This is a genomic window from Pseudomonadota bacterium, from assembly GCA_027624715.1.
In the GTDB taxonomy this organism is placed as follows: domain Bacteria; phylum Pseudomonadota; class Gammaproteobacteria; order Burkholderiales; family Eutrophovitaceae; genus Eutrophovita.
On sequence record JAQBTV010000003.1, the window covers coordinates 37,740 to 64,084 of the forward strand.

General features: G+C 45.2%; 26 protein-coding genes. 8 read left to right on the forward strand and 18 right to left on the reverse strand.

Annotated elements, in window-relative coordinates; genetic code table 11:
• Nucleotides 1–60: 60 nt before the first annotated feature.
• The gene (locus O3A65_03005) at nt 61–933 is read left to right on the forward strand and encodes a hypothetical protein (protein MDA1331434.1); all 873 of its coding nucleotides are present in this window, start codon (nt 61–63) and stop codon (nt 931–933) included.
• 57 nt (nt 934–990) lie between these two features.
• On the opposite strand, the gene O3A65_03010 is transcribed toward O3A65_03005, so the two are convergent.
• Nucleotides 991–1,551, reverse strand: coding sequence for a DUF2889 domain-containing protein (locus tag O3A65_03010; GenBank protein ID MDA1331435.1), 561 nt, complete (start codon nt 1,549–1,551; stop codon nt 991–993).
• 127 nt (nt 1,552–1,678) lie between these two features.
• On the opposite strand from O3A65_03010, the gene O3A65_03015 reads away from it, so the two are divergent.
• Complete coding sequence (locus O3A65_03015; GenBank protein ID MDA1331436.1) at nt 1,679–2,092, forward strand: acyl-CoA thioesterase; 414 nt, start codon at nt 1,679–1,681, stop codon at nt 2,090–2,092.
• On the opposite strand, the gene O3A65_03020 is transcribed toward O3A65_03015, so the two are convergent.
• The 10 genes from O3A65_03020 to O3A65_03065 form a co-directional block, all read right to left on the reverse strand.
• Nucleotides 2,089–2,274 (reverse strand): DUF1289 domain-containing protein, encoded by a 186-nt coding sequence (locus O3A65_03020; protein MDA1331437.1) that lies wholly within the window; start codon nt 2,272–2,274, stop codon nt 2,089–2,091. The two genes, O3A65_03015 and O3A65_03020, sit on opposite strands and share 4 nt — an antisense overlap.
• A 1-nt stretch (nt 2,275) precedes the next feature.
• The gene (locus O3A65_03025) at nt 2,276–3,181 is read right to left on the reverse strand and encodes a hydroxymethylglutaryl-CoA lyase (protein MDA1331438.1); all 906 of its coding nucleotides are present in this window, start codon (nt 3,179–3,181) and stop codon (nt 2,276–2,278) included.
• A 2-nt stretch (nt 3,182–3,183) separates the two neighbouring features.
• On the reverse strand, nt 3,184–5,190 hold the full coding sequence (locus tag O3A65_03030) for a biotin/lipoyl-binding protein (GenBank protein MDA1331439.1): 2,007 nt from the start codon (nt 5,188–5,190) through the stop codon (nt 3,184–3,186).
• 203 nt (nt 5,191–5,393) lie between these two features.
• Complete coding sequence (locus O3A65_03035; GenBank protein ID MDA1331440.1) at nt 5,394–6,194, reverse strand: enoyl-CoA hydratase/isomerase family protein; 801 nt, start codon at nt 6,192–6,194, stop codon at nt 5,394–5,396.
• A 9-nt stretch (nt 6,195–6,203) separates the two neighbouring features.
• On the reverse strand, nt 6,204–7,346 hold the full coding sequence (locus O3A65_03040; GenBank protein ID MDA1331441.1) for an acyl-CoA dehydrogenase family protein: 1,143 nt from the start codon (nt 7,344–7,346) through the stop codon (nt 6,204–6,206).
• 12 nt (nt 7,347–7,358) lie between these two features.
• Nucleotides 7,359–8,966: a methylcrotonoyl-CoA carboxylase gene (locus O3A65_03045; GenBank protein ID MDA1331442.1), complete on the reverse strand. Its 1,608-nt coding sequence runs from the start codon at nt 8,964–8,966 to the stop codon at nt 7,359–7,361.
• The gene (locus tag O3A65_03050) at nt 8,963–9,370 is read right to left on the reverse strand and encodes a rhodanese-like domain-containing protein (GenBank protein ID MDA1331443.1); all 408 of its coding nucleotides are present in this window, start codon (nt 9,368–9,370) and stop codon (nt 8,963–8,965) included. The genes O3A65_03045 and O3A65_03050 overlap by 4 nt, the downstream gene beginning before the upstream one ends.
• An 11-nt stretch (nt 9,371–9,381) precedes the next feature.
• A complete protein-coding gene (locus tag O3A65_03055; protein MDA1331444.1) occupies nt 9,382–9,528 on the reverse strand; it encodes a hypothetical protein in 147 nt (48 codons plus the stop codon).
• A 159-nt stretch (nt 9,529–9,687) separates the two neighbouring features.
• Entirely contained in the window at nt 9,688–9,993 is a 306-nt protein-coding gene (locus O3A65_03060) for a DsbA family protein (protein MDA1331445.1), read from the reverse strand.
• 42 nt (nt 9,994–10,035) lie between these two features.
• Nucleotides 10,036–11,226, reverse strand: coding sequence for an acetyl-CoA C-acetyltransferase (locus tag O3A65_03065; protein MDA1331446.1), 1,191 nt, complete (start codon nt 11,224–11,226; stop codon nt 10,036–10,038).
• Between the two features lie 242 nt (nt 11,227–11,468).
• Between O3A65_03065 and O3A65_03070 the strand changes: the two genes are divergently transcribed.
• Together O3A65_03070 and O3A65_03075 are read left to right on the forward strand one after the other, a co-directional pair.
• Nucleotides 11,469–12,524, forward strand: a complete 1,056-nt coding sequence (locus O3A65_03070) for an MBL fold metallo-hydrolase (protein ID MDA1331447.1) — start codon at nt 11,469–11,471, stop codon at nt 12,522–12,524.
• 10 nt (nt 12,525–12,534) lie between these two features.
• Nucleotides 12,535–13,221, forward strand: a complete 687-nt coding sequence (locus O3A65_03075) for a class II aldolase/adducin family protein (protein ID MDA1331448.1) — start codon at nt 12,535–12,537, stop codon at nt 13,219–13,221.
• 295 nt (nt 13,222–13,516) lie between these two features.
• Here the strand turns inward: O3A65_03075 and O3A65_03080 are convergent, their stop codons facing one another.
• A complete protein-coding gene (locus O3A65_03080; GenBank protein ID MDA1331449.1) occupies nt 13,517–14,329 on the reverse strand; it encodes a helical backbone metal receptor in 813 nt (270 codons plus the stop codon).
• A gap of 181 nt (nt 14,330–14,510) precedes the next feature.
• Between O3A65_03080 and O3A65_03085 the strand changes: the two genes are divergently transcribed.
• From O3A65_03085 to O3A65_03095, 3 genes are all read left to right on the forward strand, one after another.
• Nucleotides 14,511–14,696, forward strand: coding sequence for a hypothetical protein (locus O3A65_03085; GenBank protein ID MDA1331450.1), 186 nt, complete (start codon nt 14,511–14,513; stop codon nt 14,694–14,696).
• A 116-nt stretch (nt 14,697–14,812) separates the two neighbouring features.
• Nucleotides 14,813–18,079, forward strand: a complete 3,267-nt coding sequence (locus O3A65_03090; GenBank protein ID MDA1331451.1) for a methylmalonyl-CoA mutase family protein — start codon at nt 14,813–14,815, stop codon at nt 18,077–18,079.
• A gap of 162 nt (nt 18,080–18,241) precedes the next feature.
• Entirely contained in the window at nt 18,242–19,285 is a 1,044-nt protein-coding gene (locus O3A65_03095) for a gamma carbonic anhydrase family protein (protein ID MDA1331452.1), read from the forward strand.
• A 396-nt stretch (nt 19,286–19,681) separates the two neighbouring features.
• Here O3A65_03095 and O3A65_03100 read toward each other — a convergent pair whose 3' ends face one another.
• The 5 genes from O3A65_03100 to O3A65_03120 form a co-directional block, all read right to left on the reverse strand.
• On the reverse strand, nt 19,682–20,977 hold the full coding sequence (locus O3A65_03100; GenBank protein ID MDA1331453.1) for a dicarboxylate/amino acid:cation symporter: 1,296 nt from the start codon (nt 20,975–20,977) through the stop codon (nt 19,682–19,684).
• Nucleotides 20,978–21,138: 161 nt separating this feature from the next.
• The gene (locus tag O3A65_03105; GenBank protein ID MDA1331454.1) at nt 21,139–22,032 is read right to left on the reverse strand and encodes a 3-methyl-2-oxobutanoate hydroxymethyltransferase; all 894 of its coding nucleotides are present in this window, start codon (nt 22,030–22,032) and stop codon (nt 21,139–21,141) included.
• Between the two features lie 28 nt (nt 22,033–22,060).
• Nucleotides 22,061–22,486, reverse strand: coding sequence for a hypothetical protein (locus O3A65_03110; protein MDA1331455.1), 426 nt, complete (start codon nt 22,484–22,486; stop codon nt 22,061–22,063).
• A 38-nt stretch (nt 22,487–22,524) separates the two neighbouring features.
• Nucleotides 22,525–23,733: a DUF1343 domain-containing protein gene (locus tag O3A65_03115; GenBank protein ID MDA1331456.1), complete on the reverse strand. Its 1,209-nt coding sequence runs from the start codon at nt 23,731–23,733 to the stop codon at nt 22,525–22,527.
• A 31-nt stretch (nt 23,734–23,764) separates the two neighbouring features.
• Entirely contained in the window at nt 23,765–24,325 is a 561-nt protein-coding gene (locus tag O3A65_03120; protein MDA1331457.1) for a hypothetical protein, read from the reverse strand.
• Nucleotides 24,326–24,344: 19 nt separating this feature from the next.
• Here O3A65_03120 and O3A65_03125 point away from each other — a divergent pair, with 19 nt between their 5' ends.
• Complete coding sequence (locus O3A65_03125) at nt 24,345–25,067, forward strand: gamma-glutamylcyclotransferase (protein MDA1331458.1); 723 nt, start codon at nt 24,345–24,347, stop codon at nt 25,065–25,067.
• Here the strand turns inward: O3A65_03125 and O3A65_03130 are convergent.
• Nucleotides 25,005–26,255, reverse strand: coding sequence for an MFS transporter (locus O3A65_03130; protein ID MDA1331459.1), 1,251 nt, complete (start codon nt 26,253–26,255; stop codon nt 25,005–25,007). The genes O3A65_03125 and O3A65_03130 overlap by 63 nt on opposite strands.
• Nucleotides 26,256–26,345: the final 90 nt, after the last annotated feature.

The following is a 26,345-nucleotide window of genomic DNA, read 5'->3' on the forward strand; positions in this document are numbered from 1 at the left end:
AAGTGAAAAATACTGTAGTCTGATGAAAACTCAACAAAAATAAATATAAAAGGCCATTCAATGTTTAAGAAGCTACTGTTACTTTTTATCTTGCTACTGAGCATGTTGTTTGCTGGGAATATGGCTCATGCGCTATCAATAAAGATTGGCTATAACGATACATCCTACGACGAAGCTACTGCAGCGTTATTTAAAATTGTTTTTGAACGGTCCGGATATAACGTGTCCGAGATCAAAGGCGACTCTGATGTACTACTTTCCATGCTGGATCGTGGTGAGATTGATTTCTATCTATCCGCTTGGCTACCGGGGCGAGACGCCAAAAGTTTTGCCGCTTACCAGGAGAGCCTAACGTTAGTCACGCCGCTCTACGAAAATGCCTCATATTTCTTTGCAGTTCCAGCTTATATTCCGCAATCTATGCTGAATACCATAGAGGATCTATCCAAACCCGAGATTATTGGAAAGATGAATAAATCAATAGTCATAGACAAAAGAGATAGGGCTCTAGCAAAAGTAATGGAGAAAGCCTTTGCGGCTTACGGGCTCAGCAGCTCTGGTTATGAACTCATCAATATGAACTCCCAGAATTGGGATGCCGATTTAAAAAATCGTCTTGAGGAGAAAACTTGGTTTACCGTTCCAATGACGAAACCTCATCTTCTGAATTTAACTAAAAAATTCAGATTGATTAAAGATACTCAAAACGCAATCGGGGGTGAAGATACAGCTTGGTTAGTAGTCAACAAGAAAACCGAAAAGAAAATTGCCACTCATATCTTCGAAATTATCAGCAGAATGAAGCTCTCTACGAAGTGGGTTGCTGAAATAAATCAAATGGCACAGGACAATAATTGGCCGCATTATGTAGCAGCTAGAGCGTGGATGGCCTCTCATACTTATACAGTCGAATATTGGATTTCCAGCGAATAACGCCGCCTACTTGTTAGGGTGAGCGTGTCCCTAGTAATTGAATGACTTTAGACGCCTCTATACATCAGTTCCTGTGTAGTACTTCGGATGATTTTTCCTAACTACGATGCTGTCAGAAGCGTAAGCATGACAAGAACCAATCAGCGCGGATCGCTCCTCGACTCCAGATTGCTTAACTCGATGCATACGATCATGATATGTGGTTTGAAAGGCGGTTGTTGCTATAGGTCCAAGTAGCTCCACCATGTGTGTACACCCTTGTATGCCGCCCAGCAACTCGATAACCTTTTTGCGCCAACCTCTCGCAATGGAGCATCCCACCAATCTTTTAAAGTTAGGGACAATATCACCGCAAATATTATAAGGTCCCCAAATATTGCGCGCCTCCACATCAAGAACGCGGAGATCAACATCTACTGTCAATCGAATCCACATCTCATGAATTGGCTCACCTGGTTTTACTAGGCCACGATCCATATTTTCAAATGCTATGCTCTTCTTATCGATCAGCGTACCCTCAATGTCGTAGTTACCATCATGCCGTCGATAACCGAGAACTTCGACTTGTCTTGTATGCAGTTGATCACGCGGAGCCGCTTCAGGGATTGATGAACTCAAAACTATTCCTATTCGCTTAAAATGACACGTGAGGACTCGACAACACTACAATTTACTACAAAGCCCTATCTTGGACTTTCTCTACAAAAAACATCAGGCCAGTAATTTATTCATAACTTTAAACAAAATGGCGACAACAAAACCTAAGCACACATGCGAAATCATAATTACTTTTGGTGATTGTGATCCTGCAGGGATCGTATTTTATCCGAACTTCTACCGATTCATTGATAGAACTTTTCATGACTGGCTTAGGCAGTGGGGCAGCCACAATGCGCTTGCGAGTCGCGTTAATGGATTGGCGTTGGGTTTAATTGAGTCCGGCGCGCAGTTCCATCATGTCGTTTTAGATGGAGATGTACTCAGGGTGGACTTGCGAATTTGCGACTGGAGGCCTAAAACATTCAGAGTTGAATACGTAGCCTATGTTTCGGACACATTGTGTTTAACAGCTTTTGAAGTGCGTGGTTTATTTCAACACATCGATAATAAAATAAGAGCCATCCAAGTTTTACCACTCAAAACAATCATTGATCCTTAATCATCTTCAGACAACATCAATAACTGTCTTCCCTTCGCTAAGTGTAATACCTTGCGCTTATCATCGTCCGACATTTCAATCCATATACTGATTTCTTCTATTGTTCGAAAGCAGCCCAGACAAACCCCACTACTGGCATTTAGCTGACAGACATCGACACATGGTGATTCAATAGAACTCATATCACAACCGCTTCGACAGGATTGCTCGGCCAGCTCTGGAAAAGGTGGATCGTCCCAAGTGCTCGCATATATACTCCGACGCGATAAGCAGCTTATTCATATCAATTCCTGTTTCAATACCCATACCATCCAACATATAGAGCACATCCTCCGTCGAAACATTCCCTGTTGCGCCTGGAGAATAAGGACAACCGCCGAGACCTGCTATCGAACTATCGAAAATAGATACACCCACCTCTAGCGACGAGAAAATATTCCCAATGGCCTGGCCATATGTATCGTGAAAATGTCCGCCGAGATTTTCTATTGGCACAACTTTCGTAACATGCTCAAAAAGATCCCTAGTTCTTTGCGGAGTTCCAACTCCAACAGTATCGCCTAAAGAAATCTCGTAACAACCCATCTCGTATAGTTGTTGGGCCACATTCACGACAATTGCGGGATCGACCGCTCCCTCGTAGGGACAGCCAAGCACGACAGATATATATCCACGAACACGCAACCCACAACGAATAGCCTCATCGCATACTATTTTCTGTCTCTTTAGGGATTCCTTAATCGTGCAATTAGTATTCTTTTGAGAGAACATTTCGCTAGCTGCAGCAAAACCAGCAATCTCTTGCACTCCGGCTTCAATAGCAGCCTCCAAACCTTGCAAATTAGGCACTAACACGGGATAACAAACGTCGGATCGTATTGCCGATTGTATAAATACCTCTCTCGTATCTGCCATTTGAGGCACCCACTTCGAAGAAACAAAACTACCTACCTCAATCACCGACAAACCAGCATCCGCAAGCTTGTTAATTAGCTCCACTTTAATGTCAGTCGGCACATGTACTTTTTCGTTTTGTAATCCGTCTCGAGGTCCTACCTCCACAATTTTGACGCGGTTCGGTATACTCATGCTCAGCCCCCCCTCAGCGCGAGAAGCTCTACACCCTCTAGCACTTGATCTCCCTCAGAATAAAATATCTCCACAACTATTCCAGACATAGATGAAAGAATCGTATGTTCCATTTTCATAGCCTCCAATATAACTAAGGCCTGGTCTTTATTCACTGAGTCCCCAACCTTCACTAAAATCTGTCTGACGCGCCCAGGCAGCGGAGCGATCAATAGGCTCCCAGATTCCTCCTCCAAGTCCAAATCAAATTGGGGTCTTGATATGGCTGTTGTCTGGCCATCACAAAAAATTGTCACTCCAGAAACACCCTCAAAGACAACACCTTCATACAAGCTTCCAGAAACATTTAATTGTATTTGATCCGAATCGTAGTGCACATCATTAAGCTCATACTCAACTCCATTGAATATAAATTGCATTTGATTTAACCCCAAACTCAATACAACTTCGTGCGTTTGATCGCCACAGATGAATCTAAAAATACGACTCGCATCTCGGTTAAGCCTCCAGCCATCAACATACCGCCAAGGCGAGTACGGATCTGAAGACAGGCCTGAGCCCAGCTGACCACCCAACATCCCCCTTAATTCATAAGCCAAAAACAGAGCTACAGTACTCACTAAAGTTAACTCTTGTTGTTGATGTAAGCTTTCCATGTACCGATCAATCAAACCAGTATTGAGATTTTCTGGATGTTGTTCTGCTTCGCTAAAGTTGGAGAAAGAGAGCAATGCTCTTAAAAAATTAGTATTGGTTTGAATGCCAGCTAATTGATAATCCGAAAGCGCAACCTGCAATTTATTCAAAGCAGCTTTCCTCGTTTCGGCCCAACAAATTATTTTCGCGATCATCGGGTCGTAATAAATACCCACGTCATCACCCACCTGGACACCCGAATCAATACGCACGTCAGAATCAGCACCTCTTCGTTCTTTTAGATACTGTATACGTCCCGAAACCGGAAGAAAATTGCGCGCTGGATTTTCCGCATACACTCTAGCCTCAATAGCATGGCCTTTTAATTTAATATCCTTTTGCTTTTTAGGTAACATCTCCCCGGAAGCAACTCTTAATTGCCACTCCACAAGATCTTGTCCCGTAATCATTTCAGTAACTGGGTGCTCTACCTGTAACCGAGTATTCATCTCTATGAAATAAAAATGTTGGTTTTCATCCATAATGAACTCGACGGTCCCCGCTCCCTCATAGCCCACCGCCTTCGCAACGGCGATTGCGGTCTCTCCCAAACTTCTCCGGATCTCCGCCTCAATAGCTGGAGCGGGCGCTTCCTCAATAACCTTTTGATATCTTCTTTGCAGAGAACAATCTCGCTCGAATAAGTGTACGTAATTGCCCTGCTGGTCAGCAAAAATCTGCACCTCGATATGGCGCGGCGCTTTGATATAGCGTTCTAATAAAACATGGTCGTTATTGAAACTATTTTCTGCTTCTCTTCTTGCGGCAGCTAGAGCCGTCATGAAATCGTCTAATCGATCAACAATGCGCATACCCTTCCCACCACCACCAGCGCTCGCTTTAATCAACAAAGGGAATCCTATTCGGCTCGCTTCGGTCGCAAGGACTTCGTCACTTTGATCCTCGCCATGGAAACCTGACAACAGTTTGACTCCAGCTTTTTCCGCGATCGTCTTAGCTGAACTTTTTAACCCCATAGCACGTATCACGCTTGAGGAAGGACCAATAAACTTAATTCCCTTAGCTTCACAGAGCTCCGCAAATTCGGCGTTTTCAGACAAGAATCCATATCCTGGGTGAATAGCCTGAGCACCCGTTGTTAGCGCAGCCTCGACGATTCGTTGGCCATTTAAATAGGATTCTGTAGGTGATGCGCCACCAATCATCACGCTTTGATCGCAAACATGCGTGTGTAAAGCCTTCACATCAACCTCAGAGCAAACAGCTACGGTCTGCACACCCATTGCTTTCGCTGTTCGAGCAATCCGAACAGCAATTTCACCTCTATTTGCGATAAGGATCTTTGAAAACATCAGTACTTAACACTCACAATCATTTTAAGCGGTAATAAACCGCATTTATTTATAAATCGTATCTAAGAATAAATCACGAACGACTTCGGGCATCGATCTAAGCCGTAGCAGCTGCTAACTAATTAGGAATTACCTCAAAGTGAGTTTACCAACTTATCGGGCTAAACTTTATTAAACATACCTCAACCTAGAATGTGTCGACGTCAATTCTCACTCTCGCCCACCCAATTCGGTTTTCTTTTTTCTAGAAAAGACCTAATACCTTCTTGTCCCTCACTAGAAGCTCGAACGCGAGCAATACGAATTGCTGTCTCATCAAGTAACCGCTGATCAAGAGCAGACTGATCAATTGTTTCAATCAGCGCTTTCGTTTCTCGATGTGCGTCAGAGCCCCCCTGTTTAAAATATTTGACAAAATTTTTGACCATGTCGTCTAAAGCGTTAGTGCCGACAACTTCATGCACTAACCCTAGACGATGAGCTTCTACGGCAGTAAACCGCTCCGCACTCATCATATATCTGCGCGCCGCACGAATACCAATAGCAGATATGACATAGGGACCAATGGTTGAAGGTATTAGTCCAATTCTGACTTCAGACAAACAAAATTGTGCTTCTTCTGAAGCGATCGCAATATCGCATGCAGACACCAATCCCATGCCGCCAGCAAACGCATGTCCGTTAACTCGGGCAATCGTGGGTTTTGGTAGGCGATACAGCACATCTAACATCCTCGTCAAATTACCGGCGTCAGATCGATTTTCCTCGAACGTATACTGCGACGTTCGTTTCATCCAGTTGAGATCCGCACCAGCACAAAACGATGGCCCACGCCCTGCGAGAATCACGACCTTGACCGACGAATCTTGTCCTAAAGCAACAAATGTTTCCGTTAACTCTCGAATCATCACGTCGTTAAATGCATTCCTAACATCAGGGCGATTCAACCAAACCCAAGCAACATTAGCCTGTCTTTCAATTTCGATCGTGGTTAGCATGTGCATCACTATCGCCTAAAAGTACAAACGCTTTGCAACTTCTTCTAACATCACTTCAGTCGCACCACCACCAATTGCTAAAATTCGAGCATCGCGCACAAGACGCTCAATCGGGCTTTCCTTCATACACCCCATTCCGCCAAAAAATTGTTGGCACGAGTACAGCACCTCATTTACAAGTTCTCCTGTCAATGCCTTCAACATCGAAACCTCTTTGACGCACTCTTTATTCTCATTTACCAACCAGGCACAGTGGTAGAGCAGCGCTCGAGCCGCCTCTGTTTTTGAAGCGAGCATTGCCAATCGTTGGCGTATAACTTGTTTATCATAAAGAACGCCACCAAAAGCTTTTCGCTGCTTAGTCCACTCCGTAGTTAACCTTAAGCCAGTTAGTGCATGTCCAATAGCCATTGCCCCCAAAGCAATGCGCTCGATTTGAAAATTATTCATAACCGCGTAGAATCCGTGATTCTCTTCTCCTAAAAGACTCGCTGCAGGCAGGCGGCATTCATTAAAAACTAATTCTGCAGTATCAGATGAGCGCCAACCTTGTTTATCTAATTGGCGGCCCACAGAAAATCCTGAAGTGCCTTTTTCAACAAGGAACATCGAAATGCCGCGGGATCCTTTTGCCTCAGGGTCAGTCTTAGCCGCAATAAAATAAAGATCGGCGTGAACACCGTTTGTAATGAACATTTTGGAGCCATTCAACACCCAATCACTACCATCCCGTCGAGCTTTTGTTCTTATTCCCGCAACATCAGAACCCGCATCAGGTTCAGAAATCCCCACCGCTGTGATTAATTCACCTGAAATAACCCTAGGTAAATAGGTTTGTATTTGCTCAGGGGTCCCAGCATGGATTAAGTGGGGTGAGGCCATATCGGTATGCACCAATACAGTAACAATAAATCCAGCGAACGTAGACATGGATAGCGCTTCTTGAAAGACAACAGACGTAAGAAAATCCGTTTCAGCTCCACCATGCTCAATCGGATAAGTCATCCCCAACCAACCGAGCTTCCCCATTTTTCGAAGCACATCCCTTGGCGTAAAGCCCTGCTCCTCCCATTGAAGCCCATAAGGCTCAACCTCGCGCTCTAAAAATCTAGCGACTTGCTCGCGTAATGCATCATGCTCTGGCGTTGTATAAATCATAATTACCTTACATTACATTCGAAATACGCCAAATCGCGTTTCAGAAATAGGCGCATTGAGCGCTGCGGAAATTGCTAGGCTCAAAACGCGCCGGGTCTGCGCCGGATCGATAATCCCGTCATCCCATAGCCGAGCGGTTGCATAATAGGGGTGGCCTTGATGCTCATATTGCTCCATTAACGGCTTTCTAAAAGACTCCTCTTCAGCAGCCGACCAAGTCTGCCCCGTATGCTCCATAGCTTCGCGCTTCACCGTTGAGAGCACACTTGCAGCCTGCTCACCACCCATTATTGATATTCTGGCGTTAGGCCACATCCAAAGAAATCGTGGTGAATAAGCTCGTCCACACATCCCGTAGTTGCCTGCTCCAAAACTACCTCCGATGATCACAGTGAATTTAGGTACTTTAGCGGTAGCTACCGCAGTAACTAACTTCGCGCCATCCTTCGCGATACCACCAGATTCATATTTTTGGCCCACCATAAATCCAGTAATGTTTTGCAAAAAGACCAACGGAATTTTTCGCTGACAACAGAGCTCAATAAAATGAGCGCCCTTCAGAGAAGACTCGGAAAATAAAATACCGTTGTTAGCTATAATCCCTACAGGATAACCGTTAATGCGTGCAAAACCGGTCACAAGCGTTGTGCCATATAACGCCTTAAACTCATCAAATTCACTGCCGTCAACAACACGAGCAATAATTTCTCTTACGTCGTATGGCTTGCGCAGGTCTTGTGGAACAACTCCGTATATTTCCTCGGCCGTATAGATTGGCTCAACTGGATTAATAATATTCAAATCAACTGATTTTGTTCGATTCAAATTACGTACAATCGTCCGCACAGTCTCAAGTGCATGGTGATCATTTTGTGCGTAGTGATCTACAACTCCTGATACCCTCGCATGAACGTCTGCTCCACCGAGGTCCTCTGCGCTAACGACCTCCCCAGTAGCCGCCTTCACCAAAGGTGGCCCCCCCAGGAAGATAGTACCTTGTTGCTTGACGATCACTGACTCATCTGACATCGCAGGCACATAAGCGCCACCCGCCGTACAAGAACCCATTACACATGCAATCTGTGGAATGCCCTGCGACGACATATTTGCTTGGTTAAAAAATATACGACCAAAATGCTCCCTATCCGCAAAGATTTCATCCTGATTAGGAAGGTTCCCTCCGCCAGAATCAACGAGATAAATACAAGTCAAATTATTTTGCTGTGCAACTTCTTGAGCTCTGAGATGCTTTTTAACCGTCATCGGAAAATAAGTACCGCCCTTAACCGTGGCATCATTAGCCACTATCATGCATTCCACTCCGGATACCCGACCTATTCCGGTCACAATGCCTGCTGAGGGAACTACGTTGTCATACATGCCGTAAGCAGCAAGCTGGGACAGCTCTAGAAACGGCGCCCCATCGTCTAGTAACGCATCAATCCTCTGGCGCGGTAGCAGCTTACCTCTAGCTACGTGTTTTGCTCGCGCCGCTTCAGAGCCACCAACGCAGACTTGCTCATATTTTTGCTTCAAGTCTCCTACCAATGCTTCCATAGCTGTCCGACTACTAAGGAACTCCTCAGACCGAACATTTAATTTGGTTTTAATTTTATTCATTTCGCTACAACTTTAAACCTTTCGGAGACTGGCCCGCCAACTTGTTTCCAATTATTAAATCCGCCCTCGATATGTGCAACATCCTCCAATCCCATATCTTGGGCCGTCTTCGTCGCTAAGGCAGATCGCCACCCAGAAGCACAATAAAAATAAAAAAACTTTCTACTGCCAAAGACCTTTTTGTAATACGGGCTATCTGGATCAATCCAGAACTCTAACATTCCTCTCGGAGCGTGAAATGCACCAGGAATCATTCCTTCTCGCTCTAACTCCCGCACATCCCTAATATCCACAAACAGCGGGTCAGGATCATCGATTTTCGCAACAGCCTCATCAATCAGTATGGTTCGAACCGCTTGATTTGCCTCTGAAACTAAATCCTTAATCCCCTTCTTCAAGATCATTTTATCCCCTTTTAAAACCCACCAGTTCGTAACCATTCTCTAACCTGGTCGAGGCGGTCAGAGCCCCAAAATGGCTCGCCATCGACAATGATATATGAAGATCCAAAAACACCTTTTTGAATAGCTATGTCGCATTCGTCTTTCAAACGCACTTTCATTTGTGGATCCTAGGTCGCGGCAATCAACTCCTCCTGAGACCCCTTAATTGAAGAAACAACCTGAGCGGCAACTTCAGGCGAGGATATATCTAACCCTTTTACGAAATACGCCTCATACAACTTCAAAATTGCTTCTTCTTGCCTTTCTGGTGCTGCAGCTTACAGCCAATAGATTAAGCGACAAGGCACTTGAGTAGAAATCGGAAATTTATCAGGTTGTTCATAAGGGATACCCCATAGCCTTGAGGTGCGCTCCATATCTCTTTTGGAGTACTCCCCCTTCAAAGGCCACATCGGAAGAGGCATACCACCCGTCACTTTGAATGCTACACCAAGCATAAACGGTTTCCAAGAAATTTCCCGGCCAAACTCATCACCAATCGCCCTAATTTTGGTAGCTGCAAAATATCCAAATGGCGACGAAAAATCAAAATAAAACTCTATCTCTTTAATAGCAACTCCCATCTCCAATTTCCTTATCGACCCAAATCATCAAATCTTCAATTACTAGAAACTCTCAACCTCAAGAGCCATTGCAGTAGCCTCTCCACCACCAATACAAAGAGATGCCACACCTCTTCGCCCTCCCATCTTGCGCAGCGCTCCGATTAACGTCACTAAAATTCTGGCCCCCGATGCCCCAATAGGATGACCAAGCGCACAGGCTCCACCATGTACGTTAACTCTTCGGTGATCAAGTTTATACTCCTCCATAGCAGCCATCGGAACAACGGCAAAAGCCTCGTTTATTTCAAATAAGTCGATATCTTTAGCGGACCAACCAGTTTTGACAAAAATCTTTCCTAAAGCACCAATTGGCGCTGTAGTAAATAACCCAGGTTCCTGGGCATGCGTTGAGTGCGCAACAATCCGAGCGAGAGGAGTTATACCGAGCTCATTTGCAGCCTTTCGGGACATCAAAACCAGAGCCGCCGCACCGTCAGATATCGAACTCGAATTCGCTGCTGTTACAGTTCCATCTTTTTTAAATACAGGTTTAAGATTTGGAATCTTTTCGAAATCTGCCTTAAACGGCTGCTCATCTCGGCGGATGCACTCTTCTTTTTCTTTGGTGGGAACATCAACCGGCACAATCTCCCAATCAAAAGAACCATCCTCGTTGGCCCTCTTAGCACGCTCAAGTGACGTTATCGAAAAAGCGTCCTGTTCTTCTCTCGAAAATTGGTATGCCGCAGCACAATCCTCTGCAAAAGCACCCATTAAACGTCCCTTGTCATACGCATCCTCGAGCCCATCAAGAAACATATGATCCTTAACCTCTTGATGTCCGAGTCGGTAACCTGAACGCACGCGCGGCAAAAGATAGGGTGCATTCGTCATGCTCTCCATACCTCCCGCCACGGCGATTTGAGCGCTGCCGGCTTTGATCAAATCATGTGTGAACATCACCGCCTTCATTCCCGAACCACACATTTTATTAATCGTTGTACAACCGACTGAGAGCGGCAGTCCAGCACCAATCGATGCCTGCCTACATGGCGCTTGCCCCTGTCCGGCAGGCAGCACACAGCCCATAACCACCTCTTCGATCAACTCGACGGATACTTGAGCCCGCTCAACTGCAGCTTTAATTGATACAGCTCCTAACTCGGATGCCGTTAGACTCTTGAAGACTCCCTGAAAGCCCCCCATAGGAGTTCGCGCGAGCGAGACAATCACCACATCATGTGTATTCATTTTTATTTGACCTCTAAAGTCTTTTCGTCCAAGTTAAATCTAGATAAACAAACCCGGTCCCAACTGCGACCTCAAAATGACTTCGCACCTCGACAATTATTTTTATTTTGATGATTATAATACGTCACCGAGCTAAATCCTTTTACGAAGGGTTTTCAGCCTCATTAGAATTGCAACCTATATAATTACCATTATCCAAGCACGTTTCAAAAAGCGAGGGCTTAAAGCCCTAAGAGTTCTACATGTCTATAAAACAATCATCTCACTTGTCATCTTCTCTCAGCTTTCCATTTGCAGTAATCCCTGAAACAGGCACGTATCAACAAGTAGCCAATGGGATTCACTGGTGTCGACACCAGTTACCCTTCGCTCTAGACCATATCAACACTTGGCTAATTCAAGACCAGGACAAGTGGGTTATTGTAGACACGGGGATCTCCGATGACCGAAGCCAAGACGGTTGGAAGCAAATCCTAGATGATGAACTCAGTGGTTCTGAAATCTCAAAAATTATCGTGACTCACTGCCATCCAGACCACATTGGGAACGCCGACTGGTTGAGCAAACGAACGCACGCATCGGTATGGATGACTCCTTCAGAGTTCTTAACAGCTCATGCAATCTTCGAAAGTGCTGCCACACACACCGCACACGCACTCGGAGAATTATTTCGGGCACATGGACTACCCAACGATGAAGTTAGCACCGTCGCGACAAAGAGCGATCATTACAAACCATTGGTTCGCTCGCTACCAACCTCTTTCCTGAGAATCACAAATGGAGATAAATTAGACATCTGTGAAGGATCTTGGCAAGCCATAGTCGGAAGCGGGCACTCCCCAGAGCACCTCTCTCTTTTCTGCGAAAAGGAACAAGTGCTTATCTCTGGCGACATGTTACTTCCAAAGATATCGACCAATATTGCGGTTTGGCCTCATAGCCAAGAAAGCAATCCATTAAAGGAGTTTTTAACATCTATTGATCGCTTTGAAAATCTTCCGATTGACACGCTCGTACTCCCCTCGCATGGCCTACCATTTGTGGGAATGCACGCTAGAATCCAACAACTTAAAATACATCACGAAGAGCGCCTCAATAAACTCCTCTCTATTTGTAATGAACCAAAGAATGCATTCCAGATATTACCTACATTGTTCGAAAGAACACTTGATGCTTATCAGACATTTTTTGCAATGGGCGAAGCAATTGCACACCTTAATTTTCTCTGGTGGGAGGGAGAACTCATTCGCGAGGCAAGTGCAACAAAGGATGGTGTTATACAATTCATAAAAAATTAATAGCTAACTAATGACCACAGCACTCAATATCCGTCGCCAAATTATCAAAACCTCGATCGCAATGAACGCGTTAGGCATTAATCGAGGTACCTCAGGAAATGTTAGCGCTCGTCATAATCAAGGATGTCTAATAACTCCTTCTGGATTGCGCTATGAAATGACCAAACCTAACGATATCGTCTACATTGATAAGTTGGCCAAACCACATGGGAAATTCGCGCCCTCTTCTGAATGGCGTTTCCATCACGATATCTACCATAACCGTTCTGACGTAGGGGCGATCGTGCATACTCACTCGAGCTTCGCAACATCCCTTTCTTGCCTTCGGATGAACATCCCAGCATTCCATTACATGGTCGCAATCTGTGGCGGTGACAATATCCGATGTGCAACATACGCAACGTTTGGAACACAAAAACTTTCTGATTCGGCACTTTCAGCACTTAAAGATCGTAAAGCTTGCCTACTAGCAAATCATGGCATGATCTGTATTGAAGAAACGCTCGAGAGAGCGCTTAAGCTAGCTGTTGAAGTCGAGGCGCTATGTGAGCAATACTGGAGGGCATTACAAATTGGAAAACCAAAAGTTTTATCCAAAATAGAAATGCAAACTGTATTGAAAAAATTCCAATCATATGGGCAGATAAAAAAACCAACAACAACCGATGAAACGAAAGACATACAGCATCCAATGTAACGGGCCTATTAATTACTTTAATTGATTAATAATTATTTTTTAATTTGTTGTATACAGCATCGGCAAACTGGCGCAATTTACTTCTACTTAAGTCGATTATTCTTATTAAACTTTCCCTCAGCGATTTCAGAAAGAATTTCCTCATAAATCTGATCGACTAATGTAGGGTGTAGCTTCAATCTATTCATAAACAGCAAAGTTTATTAATTAACGACGACAAGAGCCTAATCTAATCAATATGAATTTCGAATTCAGTTTTATCGACACACTATTTTTGCGCGTCGGAGTAGCAGTCTTAAGCTGCTCGAAAAGCCGCCAAATAGTCATAGCCCTTTATTGCCCGCGAGCCGTACCAAGATGTCATCTCAGCATCAATCAAAGAAACCTTAGGCTTACCGAAAAGACATACTGCAGCTTGGAGCTCTTGAACATCCTTTTTTCGAAAAGCAAAAGGTTCTGTCGAGAGCAAAATATGATCAACCTTGCTAGCAAGGCGCTCAATGTTTACTTCAGGATATCGAATCGAAGTATCTAATTCAATGTGATCATACCCCACAGATGCCAAAACGCGAGCAATATAAGTATCTAGGCCAATCGTCATCCAAGGTTTTTTCCAAATAAGATATAACACGCGCTCACGATTAAGCTTACTCGTCTGATCTATAGCGGAGTGATAAGACGCCGAAAAGAGCTCCGTCAATCGTTCAGCGTGTTCTGTGGCGCGGAACAGATGCCCCATCAATTGGTATAAAGACACATTGTCTTTGGGGCCAAGCGGGTGCGTTACAACGATGTTAGGAATGAAGCTGCGGGCGGAGTCAACCAACTCCTTTGGATTCTCATCGACATTCACAATCAGGTGCGTAGGGCGGAGAGATCGCAGCTTGTCTAAATCAAAATCTTTCGTGCCACCAACTTTAGGAACACGTTTAACCACATCTTTCGGATAAAAACAGAATCCCGTTCGACCGACAACCATATCTCCCAAACCTAACTCAAAAAGTAGCTCGGTAATACTCGGTACAACACACACAATTCTGGTTACTCCAGAAGTTACTTCGTGCTCGGTACCTGCCGCATCTAACAAAGTGGTCGTCCCTTCAGACACAATCCTTGACTACAACGCATCATACGTTCATTCCATTAGAGGGCTCAATAGGTGGCGAGATTGACCTATCTTTTAGGGTGCACAATACATAAAGTTGACTTAGCATGGCAAATCCCTGAATTTTTGATAAAAACCTGCGCGCAAAAACCTCTCAAGGCAGCTGGTGGCGGATTACATCACAATGGTTGAGAAAAATCTCGCCAAGTCAGAGGTATTTAATAAAAATGTACCAAAAGAGATCATTGAGCTACCATCGGAAACAAGAGGCTACGGTCATGTAAAATCAGAGGAGATGGCTAAATTTAATGCAGGCTGCCGTCAAATCTCTGAAGAAGCGCGTGAAGGAATTTTGCAAGAAATAACATAAAAGCAATTTAGCAATCGTCCTTTTGATGGGACAAATGATTTATTCAATGAGCCGAAGGACCTTTAAAAATTTTCACGATAGCTCTCTACACCTTCTATTTTGAGTACTGATAATTAATGACAAACTTAAAAGACAATCCGCTTACCGATCCCGCCGGCATTGGGGCAAAAATAAGATTTGTGACTGCGGCCAGCCTTTTCGATGGCCATGATGCCTCCATCAATATCATAAGACGAATGCTGCAAGGCAGTGGCACGGAAGTTATTCACCTTGGACACAATCGGTCTGTCGACGAAATCGTTACAGCTGCGGTTCAAGAGGATGCGAAAGGTATCGCCGTTAGCTCTTATCAAGGCGGCCACATTGAATATTTCAAATATATGATCGATCTGCTCCGCGAAAGAGGCGTCGGACATATTCGGGTGTTTGGTGGCGGTGGTGGCGTCATCGTCCCAACTGAAATTAAAGAACTACACGAATATGGCATAGCGAAAATTTACTCACCCGAAGATGGCGCTACCATGGGTCTTCAGGGAATGATCGACGACATGATCCAACGGGCACGAAAGGCGAAATCACCCGCTTTAGTTGGCTCCCTTGACTCAATCTCCAAATCTGCTCACGGCGAGCTGGCAAGAGTAATCTCGGCTATCGAAGACAAATCGATAGATAGCGATTTCTATCAAAGCATCTTGGCCCACGCAGGAAGCCTGGTAAACAAGATTCCCGTCCTGGGTATAACAGGCACTGGAGGGGCGGGGAAATCTTCATTAACCGATGAGTTAATTCGACGGTTTAGACTTGATGAAGGAGACAACCTCAATATCGCAGTCATTGCCGTTGATCCATCTCGACGCAAAACAGGTGGCGCGTTATTGGGCGATCGCATTCGAATGAATGCGCTTGACGGCGTAAAGATATATATGCGCTCACTTGCAACCCGAAGCGGGGGGAGAGAGGTGGCTGATTGCCTGCCTGGAGCCATCGCGGCATGTAAGTGTAGCGGGTTTGATCTAATCATTATCGAAACCTCAGGCATTGGCCAAGGTGACGCCGCAATAGTGCCTTTTGTAGATGTATCCCTATACGTCATGACCCCAGAATACGGCGCAGCTAGCCAGCTTGAGAAGATAGACATGCTCGACTTTGCTGATCTCGTTGCGATAAACAAATTTGATCGCCGCGGCGCTGAGGATGCGCTTCGCGATGTATCAAAACAATATCAACGCAATCACCAGAAGTTCAACGAAAGCCCGAGTGCTATGCCCGTTTTCGGGACGATCGCATCACGATTCAATGATAGTGGAGTGACTGCACTCTATCACACCGTCGCTGATGCTCTAGTCGAACATGGTCTGGTGAGGGTAGGCCGAAAACTGCCTAACGTCAAAGGCAAATCCTCTACAAAGGTCACCAGTATTATTCCTCCTGATCGGACGCGCTACCTTGCGGAAATTTCAAACACCATACGTTCATACAAAAAACGTGTGCTCACCGAATCACGTTTAGCGCGCGAACGCCAACAACTTAAATCTGCAGCTGCCATAGTTAAGGAAGAAACAAACGGAGATGTATCGCACATTCAACGTTTAGTTTCTGACCGAGACCATAGACTCCATCCGAATAGTAAAAACCTCCTCTCTAATTGGCCTAAACTCAAAAATACGTATTCGGGAGAGCACCACATTGTAACAATACGAGAAGAAGAAATTCGCACAGAACTTAAATATCAGTCATTGTCAGGCAGCCTGATACCTCGAGTCTCATTACCTAAATTTGAAGATGAAGGTGAAATCCTGAAGTGGCTACTGCTCGAGAACCTGCCTGGATATTTCCCGTTCACAGGCGGCGCATTTCCTTTCAAAAGAGAAAATGAAGACCCAACAAGAATGTTTGCTGGCGAAGGAGATGCATTTAGAACAAATAAACGCTTTCACCTTCTGTCCAAGGATATGCTCGCGAAACGGCTATCAACAGCTTTTGATTCGGTCACGTTATATGGCTTTGACCCAGACCTGAGACCTGATATATACGGAAAAATTGGCAATTCAGGAGTATCAATTGCCACACTTGAGGACATGAAAGTTCTTTACTCAGGATTTGATCTTTGCGCGCCAACGAACAGCGTCTCCATGACAATCAACGGTCCTGCACCAACGATTCTCGCTATGTTCATGAATACAGCCATTGATCAACAATTCGACAAGTTCAAGGAGCAAGAAGGACGAGAACCCTCTGAAGCCGAAAAAGATAGCATCAAAAAACAAACCCTGAGCACCGTAAGGGGAACAGTACAAGCGGATATTCTCAAAGAAGATCAGGGGCAGAATACCTGTATTTTTTCTACTGAGTTTAGTTTGAAAGTCATGGGCGATGTGCAGCAATACTTCATTGACCAAAATGTTAGGAATTTCTACTCGGTTTCCATCTCCGGCTACCATATCGCCGAAGCTGGCGCCAACCCGATTTCGCAGCTTGCATTTACGCTCAGTAACGGATTTTCTTTCGTTGAAGCTTATCTAGCACGCGGCATGAAAATCGACGATTTCGCGCCAAACTTAAGTTTCTTTTTTAGTAATGGCTTGGATCCTGAATACACTGTTATAGGCAGGGTAGCTCGAAGAATATGGGCAGTCGCTATGCGAGATCGTTACGGAGCAAACGAGAGATCACAAAAACTAAAATATCACTGCCAAACATCTGGTCGATCGCTGCACGCTCAAGAAATTCACTTCAATGACATTAGAACCACGCTTCAGGCCCTAATCGCGACCTATGACAATGCGAACTCTCTGCACACAAATGCCTATGATGAGGCCATCACCACACCTACAGAGGAGAGTGTACGTCGCGCTATGGCAATACAGTTAATTATTAATCGCGAGTGGGGGCTAGCAAAAAACGAAAACTCCAACCAAGGCAGCTTTATTATTGAAGAACTTACTGATTTAGTAGAAGAGTCTGTGCTCAAAGAGTTCGATTCAATTTCCGAACGAGGGGGTGTGTTAGGTGCCATGGAGCTGGGATACCAAAGAGGAAAGATCCAAGAAGAGTCATTATATTATGAGCATAAAAAACATGATGGTAGCCATCCGCTAATCGGCGTCAATACATTCCGAAACCCGAACGGGGATACCAAGCTGGAACCAGTCGATTTAATTCGCTCATCCGAGGAAGAGAAGCAATCTCAGCTTAATCGGCTCAAAGCATTTCAAGAAAAACACAGCGACGAATCTGCAGCGATGCTAGAACGGCTACAAACTGTTGTCATTCAAAATCAAAACGTATTCGAAGTTCTCATGGATGCCGTTCGCGTGTGTTCGTTGGGCCAAATCAGCCATGCGTTATTTGAGGTTGGCGGAAAATACCGAAGGTCTATGTAACATTTCAGTGTTGAGCTCGTTGACGTTGGCGCGACCATTTATGATATCGTTGAAAAACTCAGAGCGCTCTGTTGTACATACCAGGAAAATCCAGCGTTTTAGGTCTTTGATTCGCTGCGTAACTGCAATTGCTGTAAATCACGAAAGAGTAGGTTGCCCCACATGAAAATTATCCCTTATCTGGATTTTCACCCTAAGGTCTCTGAGCACTGTTCAAGCCAGCGTTGGGTCTCCATCATAGGCCGAACTACCATAGGTGAACGCTGCCACTTCGAAGATCTTGTAACTTTACGAGCCGATGGAGAAGCAATTAACGTGGGCTCAGAATGTTGGTTTGGCGAGTATGCAACAGTTCATATTGCTGATAGTACTCATGGGGCGATATTGGGCAATCACGTAACGGTGGGTAGATTTGGTCTCGTACACGGATGTACGATTGCTGAAGACTGTTTACTAGGCGAACATGCCGTAGTCATGGATAACGCAAACGTTGGCAAAGGATCTGTAATCTGCAGCGATAGCGTTGTTCCTACGGGCAAGCAGCTTGAGCCTGGCTGGCTTTACCAAGGAGTGCCTGCCAAACCAATACGAAAAATTGAACCCGACGAGCTTGAACAACTTCGAGACATCGTCAAATCTAGAAAAAGTGGATCCGGGGCAGAGTGGGTTCTTTCAAAAAATCCAGTAGCCGGCATTAAACATGAGCCAGGACAAGGTATCCCGGAACATGCTGGCGATGACTTTTACATAGCCCCCACTGCAGCTGTCGTAGGCCATTTAGAAATAGCGGCAGAGTCGAGCATCTGGTTTGGAGTTGAAATAGCGGCTAAAAATGCTTCAGTCTCATTAGGAACAGCGAGTAACATTCAAGATAACTCACGAATTACTCTAGACCCTGGTGAGCACCTCAAAATTGGAAAGCGCGTCACCATAGGCCATAACGTACGATTAAATGCTTGTGACATTGGCGACAATTGCATCATTGGTATGGGCTCGTCAATAGGAAAAGGTACCATCGTTCAAAACAGAGGCGTCGTAGCTGCAGGCGCAGTCACCACTCCGAATACCGTAGTCATCGAAGGAATGATTTGGTCAGGAAATCCAGCAAGACAATCTCGACCTCTCTCGGATGAAAACACAAAGCTTTTCTCGTTCGGCGTTGATGTCTACAAGCAATACGCCAAAAACTATAAAAAAAACCCGTAGGCGCTTATGGCGACCCGAGCCACGGCTCGCGAGTAAAAAAATGACGCTCGACGAGAGACTTAGGTCTATCCGCCATACAGACCTATTTAAAATCGCGATTCCGATCATGATTGCTAACGTATCAACTCCCCTCATTGGAGTCTTAGATACGATAATTATTGGTTAAGTCCCCGATCCAGCACTGATTGGTTCCTTCTCCTAACAAAGAGCATGCTTATTTCAACGCTGCTATTTTTCATTACTTGGAAGGGTCTGGAGGACTTTAAAATTCTGGCCTAAGGATCGCGCTACTCAGTCCTTGTTTCTATCGAACACTCACGCTCTGCTTACAGTTACCAAAGGCAGTTGGAGCGTTCGCCGAATACAAAGCTAGCGGAGACTAGGTTGAGCAGATTTTTATTTCAAGTCTACTTGTGTTTTTTCACCCTCGAGTCGAGCAATGATAGTGGCACATACGGCATCCGCCCAGATGTTCACACTAGTGCGACACATATCCAACACGCGATCAAAAACCATGAGAACACCTATAGCCTCTACTGGCAGTCCAATCACACCTAAAATAATCGCAATGGCGACTAAAGAAGCAGAAGGGACTCCGGCAACACCAATTGAGGTTAAGAGTGCCATAACCACTACCGTAAATTGAACGCCAAGTGTCAGATCCAATCCGTAAGCTTGAGCAATAAACATTGCGGCGGCACACTCATAAAGGGCCGTACCATTCATATTGACTGTCGCTCCCAACGGCAACACAAAACTAGACACATTATTCGAAACGCCAACATTCTTCTCCAAGCTCTTCATTGAAACTGGTAGCGTTGCAGATGAAGAAGCCGTTGAAAATGCCGTAAGAATTGCCGGGGACATTGCCCGAAGAGTCGCCCAAGGATTCACCCGAGCAAGGCTGCGTAACATTAAGGGTAATACGACAAGCGCATGAAGACATAGCCCCCCAAAAACCGTGAGTGAAAAAACTGCTAATGGTCGAGCTGCGTCAAAACCCGTCTTCGCAATAACACCTGCCACAAGTGCAAAAACTCCGATGGGTGCGAATTTCATTATCCACTCAGTCATTCCCATCATAACTCTGAACGTGGCATCCCAGAAACACTCAAAAGGATACCGCAACTCATCAGATAATTTCGTGATGAAAAACCCAAACAAGATCGAGAAAAAGATTACCCCGAGCATCTCCCCCTCTGCAGCGGCTTTAATAATGTTGGGCGGGACCATGCGCAGAAAAATTTCGGCGACGTCACTTGCGCCCTTATTTTCAATTTTCTCTTGGAGAACATATGGATCGGTACTCTGAAAAGCCAATAAATCACCCACTGGTCGCCCTTCATATTGACCAGGTGCGACCAGATTAATCAGCGCTAAACCAACAAGTATCGCGAACAGCGTTGTTACAGCAAAAAGCAATAATGTACGCATCCCGATTTTTGCTAACTTAGTCCCAGAACTGCCGATAGCACACATCCCAACGATAATAGACGATGCGATAAGTGGAACGATGATCATTTTGAGGGCATTCAAGAATAATTGACCAACGTATGCAAAGATCGCATTAAGGCCTATACCCAAGACCGCCACTGACTCGCCACCTTGCGAGTAATGCTTAACAATTGAGCCAGTAATCCCAGCAAGAACAATCGCGATAATAATTTGCCAATGTAATGCTAACCTGCGCACCTATTGCTCCCGTACTTTAGTACATTATGTGTCTGCGATCGACAGCGGTCTTCTGGCTCAATACAAACGAAGATCGAATTCTCCGGCTAGTTGTCTACAAAAGTTAAGAGGCTCGTTACCCCTTAATCTATTTGTTGAGCACCTAGCCGCACATTGATTACTCAATCTATTCGATCGAGAAACTCACCGATCAGTGTATCAGCAGCTTTGATCACATGCTCTCGCCCAGGGAATGTTCCGCCTCGAACATCTTGGATAAAATCTTTAAAGCCACCGACTCTTTCGTTATGAATTGCTTGTTGCAACTCATAAATCTTTCGATACTGCTTCGAGTGTCGAGGATAAGGTGGTGGGCTATTGCCCAAAATATCTTCAGCAAATAAAAATTGAATATCGCCGCCTTTGCCACCGCCGATTGAAGATGTAACCAATGTCGTGCGCTTACTGATCTCGATCAATAACTCCTCCGGAACGACCTCAACCTCCACGGCATATGCGCCAGCATCTTCTAAAGTTTTGATTTCTTGATAAACCCGAAGCGCCTCATCTACAGTTCTACCTACCGCCTTGAGCCCTCCCGTCCATGTGCTCTTGCGTGGCACAAGCCCGGCGTGACCTTGAATCGGAACACCCGCTTCAGCGGCTGCGCTTACAAAACGTGGGGACCATTGACACATAATCGCATCAGCGCCTAACTCCATGGCGGTATAAGCAACGCGCACGGCCTCATCTTCACTCGCCGCTGCAACTAAAGGTACCGAAAATGCCATAAAAGTTTTTGGTGCTGCATCTCGGACTGCCTTTGCCAAGTGGGGCTGTTTTGGATCGAACCGAATCTTCATGGTATCGATCCCAGCTTCTTCAGCCGCAGCAGCCTCCTCAGCAGAAAACGGTAAGGTCTCACAAAGAACTCTTTTCCCTTTTTGATCACGCAAACCCTTAACCGTGTAATTTCTTAACCCGTAAGATCCACCTAAGGTAAAAACACGAGTTAATCCGTCTTTTTCAACATTCCTCGGTGGAATGCCTCCTTCTCCAGTCGCATGACTTGCCATTTTTACTCCCTTCACAAAAATAAATTAATTACTCTTCAAATTTAAAAGGCGCCATCCCTTGCCCGCTCCGAAACTTATTAATAATTTCACGTAAATTAGTGACCCTCAAAACCCAAACAATTACTCGTCTTTTTCCCGCCACATCGACTAGAACAAATCCAATTAACGCCACCAATACCCCCGGACCAGGTAAAAATAACATCAAGAACCCGATACACACTAGTAAACTACCAGTCACATTCTTAACGACAAATATAAAAATTTTCGCCACAGAGCGATTACTTACTCTGGCATCACCCTCTGTCCTTAAAAAATAATCCTCGGGCAATCGCAAAATCACCCAAGGCATTACAAATAAACCCGACAAAAAAGTGATGATTGAAACTAGACCTAACCATAGGAGCTCAATCTGGTACTGCAAGAGCCAATTTATGGTTAATTCAATTATTGCCATTATTGGATAGAGCGTTGTCGCAAACATTATATATATATTCAGTCATAGATTAGGTATTCGCGCCTCTCTTCTAACCATGACGTTTCATCCGCTCGAGCTAAAGCCTCCATATCTTGAGTATTGGCTTTATCGTCTTCCACCCACTCTCGAAGCAAAGGGCTACCGTTAATCAAATCAATGGCGAGTCTGTCTTTCTCATATTCGTAATGAAACTCTCGCCACAACGGATAGCCACCATCGAGCGACTTAAGTGCTTTAAAAACCAGAGACATTAATCGCCAGGGTTTAAACTGAAGATGATCATAGCCACTTGGCTCATCCACGTGAATCTGAAGACCCTCACACAAATGCCCTGCGTGTTTATGAAACGTGGGCTCAAACCAACAAGCCCTTAAAGTGCATCCCATCATCCATTCCGGACCAAGACGACGCATACAATCGATCAAAAGCTGAGCCGCAAGATCTGGCGCACCAAACATTTCTAAAGGACGCGTAGTTCCACGCCCTTCTGACAATAATGACCCTTCGAGCATCACGGTCCCTGGATAACATCGCGCCATAGCTAAGTTGGGCGCGTTGGGACTAGGATTGATCCACGTTCGCTCACTCGAAGGCCAACCAAAGCCAGGGCCATGCGAAGGGTTCCAGCCCTCCATTTCAACGACCGTTAAGTCTGCCGCCAGTTCGTATTTGTCGACAAACCACTGCGCCAACTCTCCGAGGGTCAACCCATGCCTCATTGGGAGCAAACCAGCGCCTACGAAGCTCTCCCAGCCAGGCTTGAGCAAAAGACCTTCAACAGGTCTGCCAATCGGATTAGGCCGATCAAGAACCCAAATTCTTTTTTTATATTTGGCACACGCCTCGAGTAAGTAACGTAAGGTCGTGATAAACGTGTAAATACGGCAACCTAAGTCTTGAAGGTCCACCAACAAAACATCAAAGCTTTCAATCATTGCCTGTGTTGGGCGCCTGACGTCCCCATAAAGAGAATAGACTGGGATTTTATGAACGGGATCTATAAAGTCTGAAGATTCAACCATGTTGTCCTGTTTGTTGCCCCTTAACCCATGCTGCGGACCAAATGCTGCGACCAGTTCTAAATTCGATATCCCTGAGATAACATCAATGGCATGAGTAAGATGTTCGTCAACAGACGCCGGGTGCCCAAGCAACGCCAGCCGACTGCCCACTAACTGTTGTTGTAGCGCCTCCTCTTCTCTAAGCCGGTCAAGGCCAAATTTCATAGCAACAACCCTTCATTTTGCTTAAACATTTTTAAACTCCAAAAAATCCCGCCGGATGGTGAAAATCAAGGGAGCCACTCGGAAATTCTAAGGCGAAATAGCAGTATCGCTGATCTTGCAACTTCATAACACTGGTTAGTGCAATAAAAAGAGTGGCATCTGGGCGACCAAGCAAACCAACATCCGCCAAGTCTAACGAAACTTTAAGCTGAAATAATTGAGGAGTAACAGCAACCGATATTTTTGGCTGAGCATCAAGGTTTACATCTCTCATACCTGTTCGATAGCGATCAAAATGAAAGCATGCCCACTGGCCCGAAGGAGCAAAATTAAACTCAACATACTCACCGTCAACATTACGAATAAAAAGCTCAAAGCATGTTTCTTCCCATAATTTTGTACTCCTTCCAGATGCCGTCCTATCAGGGAAAGCTATTGCTTGTGTATTGCCTAATATTTCATAGGTTAAGAGCCAACGAAATTGCGTTGACCGCTCCATCATTACTGATGCAGAAAAATTATCGACCGGGTTGTCGATATGGGGCTTCAAGGTGTAAGTTGTAGGCATCACTACCAAAAGAGTTACCGTCACACTAGGTTACCTCAAAAAAATGCCGCCTCACGAAAAAACAAAGATAAAACGAAACATGCTTGAAAACGACTCCGTGCGACGAGCAGTGGAGCAATCAGGGCATAGCGCAATCATGCTCTCGGAAGAACAACTACTTGACTCCTTGAACAGAACCCTGAAAGAACAACCTAAAAATCAACCTATTTGGGTTTTTGGCTACGGGTCACTCATCTGGAACCCGATGTTGGAGTATGTCGACAAGCGCCCAGCCCTAATTCATGGTTACCACCGTGGATTCTATTGTTGGTCTCGGATTAACCGAGGATCTCCCGAGAATCCAGGCTTAGTTCTAGCACTTGATTACGGCGGATCATGCCGAGGAATCGCATATCAATTGCAGGCAGAAAAAAAAGGGATAAACCTCCTAATACTTTGGAGACGAGAAATGTTGGGCAATGTCTATATTCCAAAATGGGTACGGGCCGAAACAGCCCAAGGCGTTATACACGCAGTCACCTTCGTCATTGACCGGTCAAGTTCTGCGTATGCCGGAAAATTGGATGAAGATCGAGTCGTCTCAATTGCCATGAAAGCGTCTGGACACTACGGATCGTGTTCTGATTACTTAATCGATACCGCAGAGAGTTTGAAGCAAGAAAACATACGAGATAATAAAATTTTTCGATTGGCGAGCAAGCTCTTAAGCCGCAGGGGGCATCTGTCGAATACGAATGATTATCCAACCAACGATAATCAAAGGTAAGGTGTTCCAAAGCAAGCCGTTCACAAAAGCAGCGTCATACCCTCCAGTGAGATCAAAAAGATACCCAGGCGCCCACCCACCAACAGCCATACCCAACACAGACGCCATCATCACCATACCAACCCGCTCTCCGACCACCCTTTGAGGAAAGTACTCTCGAACCGCCATAGCGTAAGCTGGCACAATGCCACCTTGAAATAAACCAAAGATCGCTGAGATGAGGTAAAGCGAGACAAGCGTATCAAAAAATAAGAATAGCGCTAGTCCAATGCCTTGTAGAAATACCCCTATTATTGCCGTCTTCAAGCCGCCTATGTGATCGGACAACCAACCAAATCCCAGACGGCTGACCACGCCAAAAGCAAGCATTACTGACAGCATTTTTGCTCCGGTGGCCGTGCCAAAACCCAAGTCCCCACAAAATGCAACCAGATGAACCTGAGGCATAGACATCGCGACACAACAACAAAAAACTGAAATCATGAGTAAGGTAATCAACCAAAAAGGGGAAACCGGCCATCTGGTAAGTGATGATGCTTGCCCCGCAACGGCGGCTTGTCCTTGTCTTGTTGGCGTACGTCTCAAGACTAAAGACAAAGGCAACGCTAAAACAAGAAGTGTTATGCCAACAATCCAGTAAGTCTGCCGCCAACCAAAATCTTGTATAGTCGCCTCCAAAATAGTTGGCCAGATAGCACCTGACAAATACTGGCCGCTGGCGATAATGCCGACTGCGGCGCCCTTACGGCGCTCGAACCAATGAGATACGTGAGCGATAAGTGGCCCAAACGTGGTTGACGTGCCAACACCGATCAATAAACCATGCGATACACTCAAAAACCCAACGCCAGTGGCAAACGAGGCCAAACCATAGCCTGCAGCCATCGCAAAGATGCCAACTACTACAGTTTTGTAGATCCCGTGCTTGTCCGAAAAACGACCAAACGCAATACCGCCCAAGCCATACCCAATCATCGTAGAGACGTATGGAAAAGATGCCTGCGCCCTCGTAATTCCCAGGTCTAATTGAATGGCTGGCAAACTAACCACGATGGACCACATCCCAACCCCAACAACGACAGACATCAAAAGCACGAGACATAATCGACACCATGCCGCAGCCGAATCAACTAACAATGATTTTTCTCTACCCATGCGCAAAATTTGTCCGAATAAAAGTAAATGCACCTATTATCGTATTCGCTTGGTACAAACAGCGCATTTGCCCTTTGTATTCATAGCCGATTTGTACTAGAGTAATTGTATAAGTAATAAGGG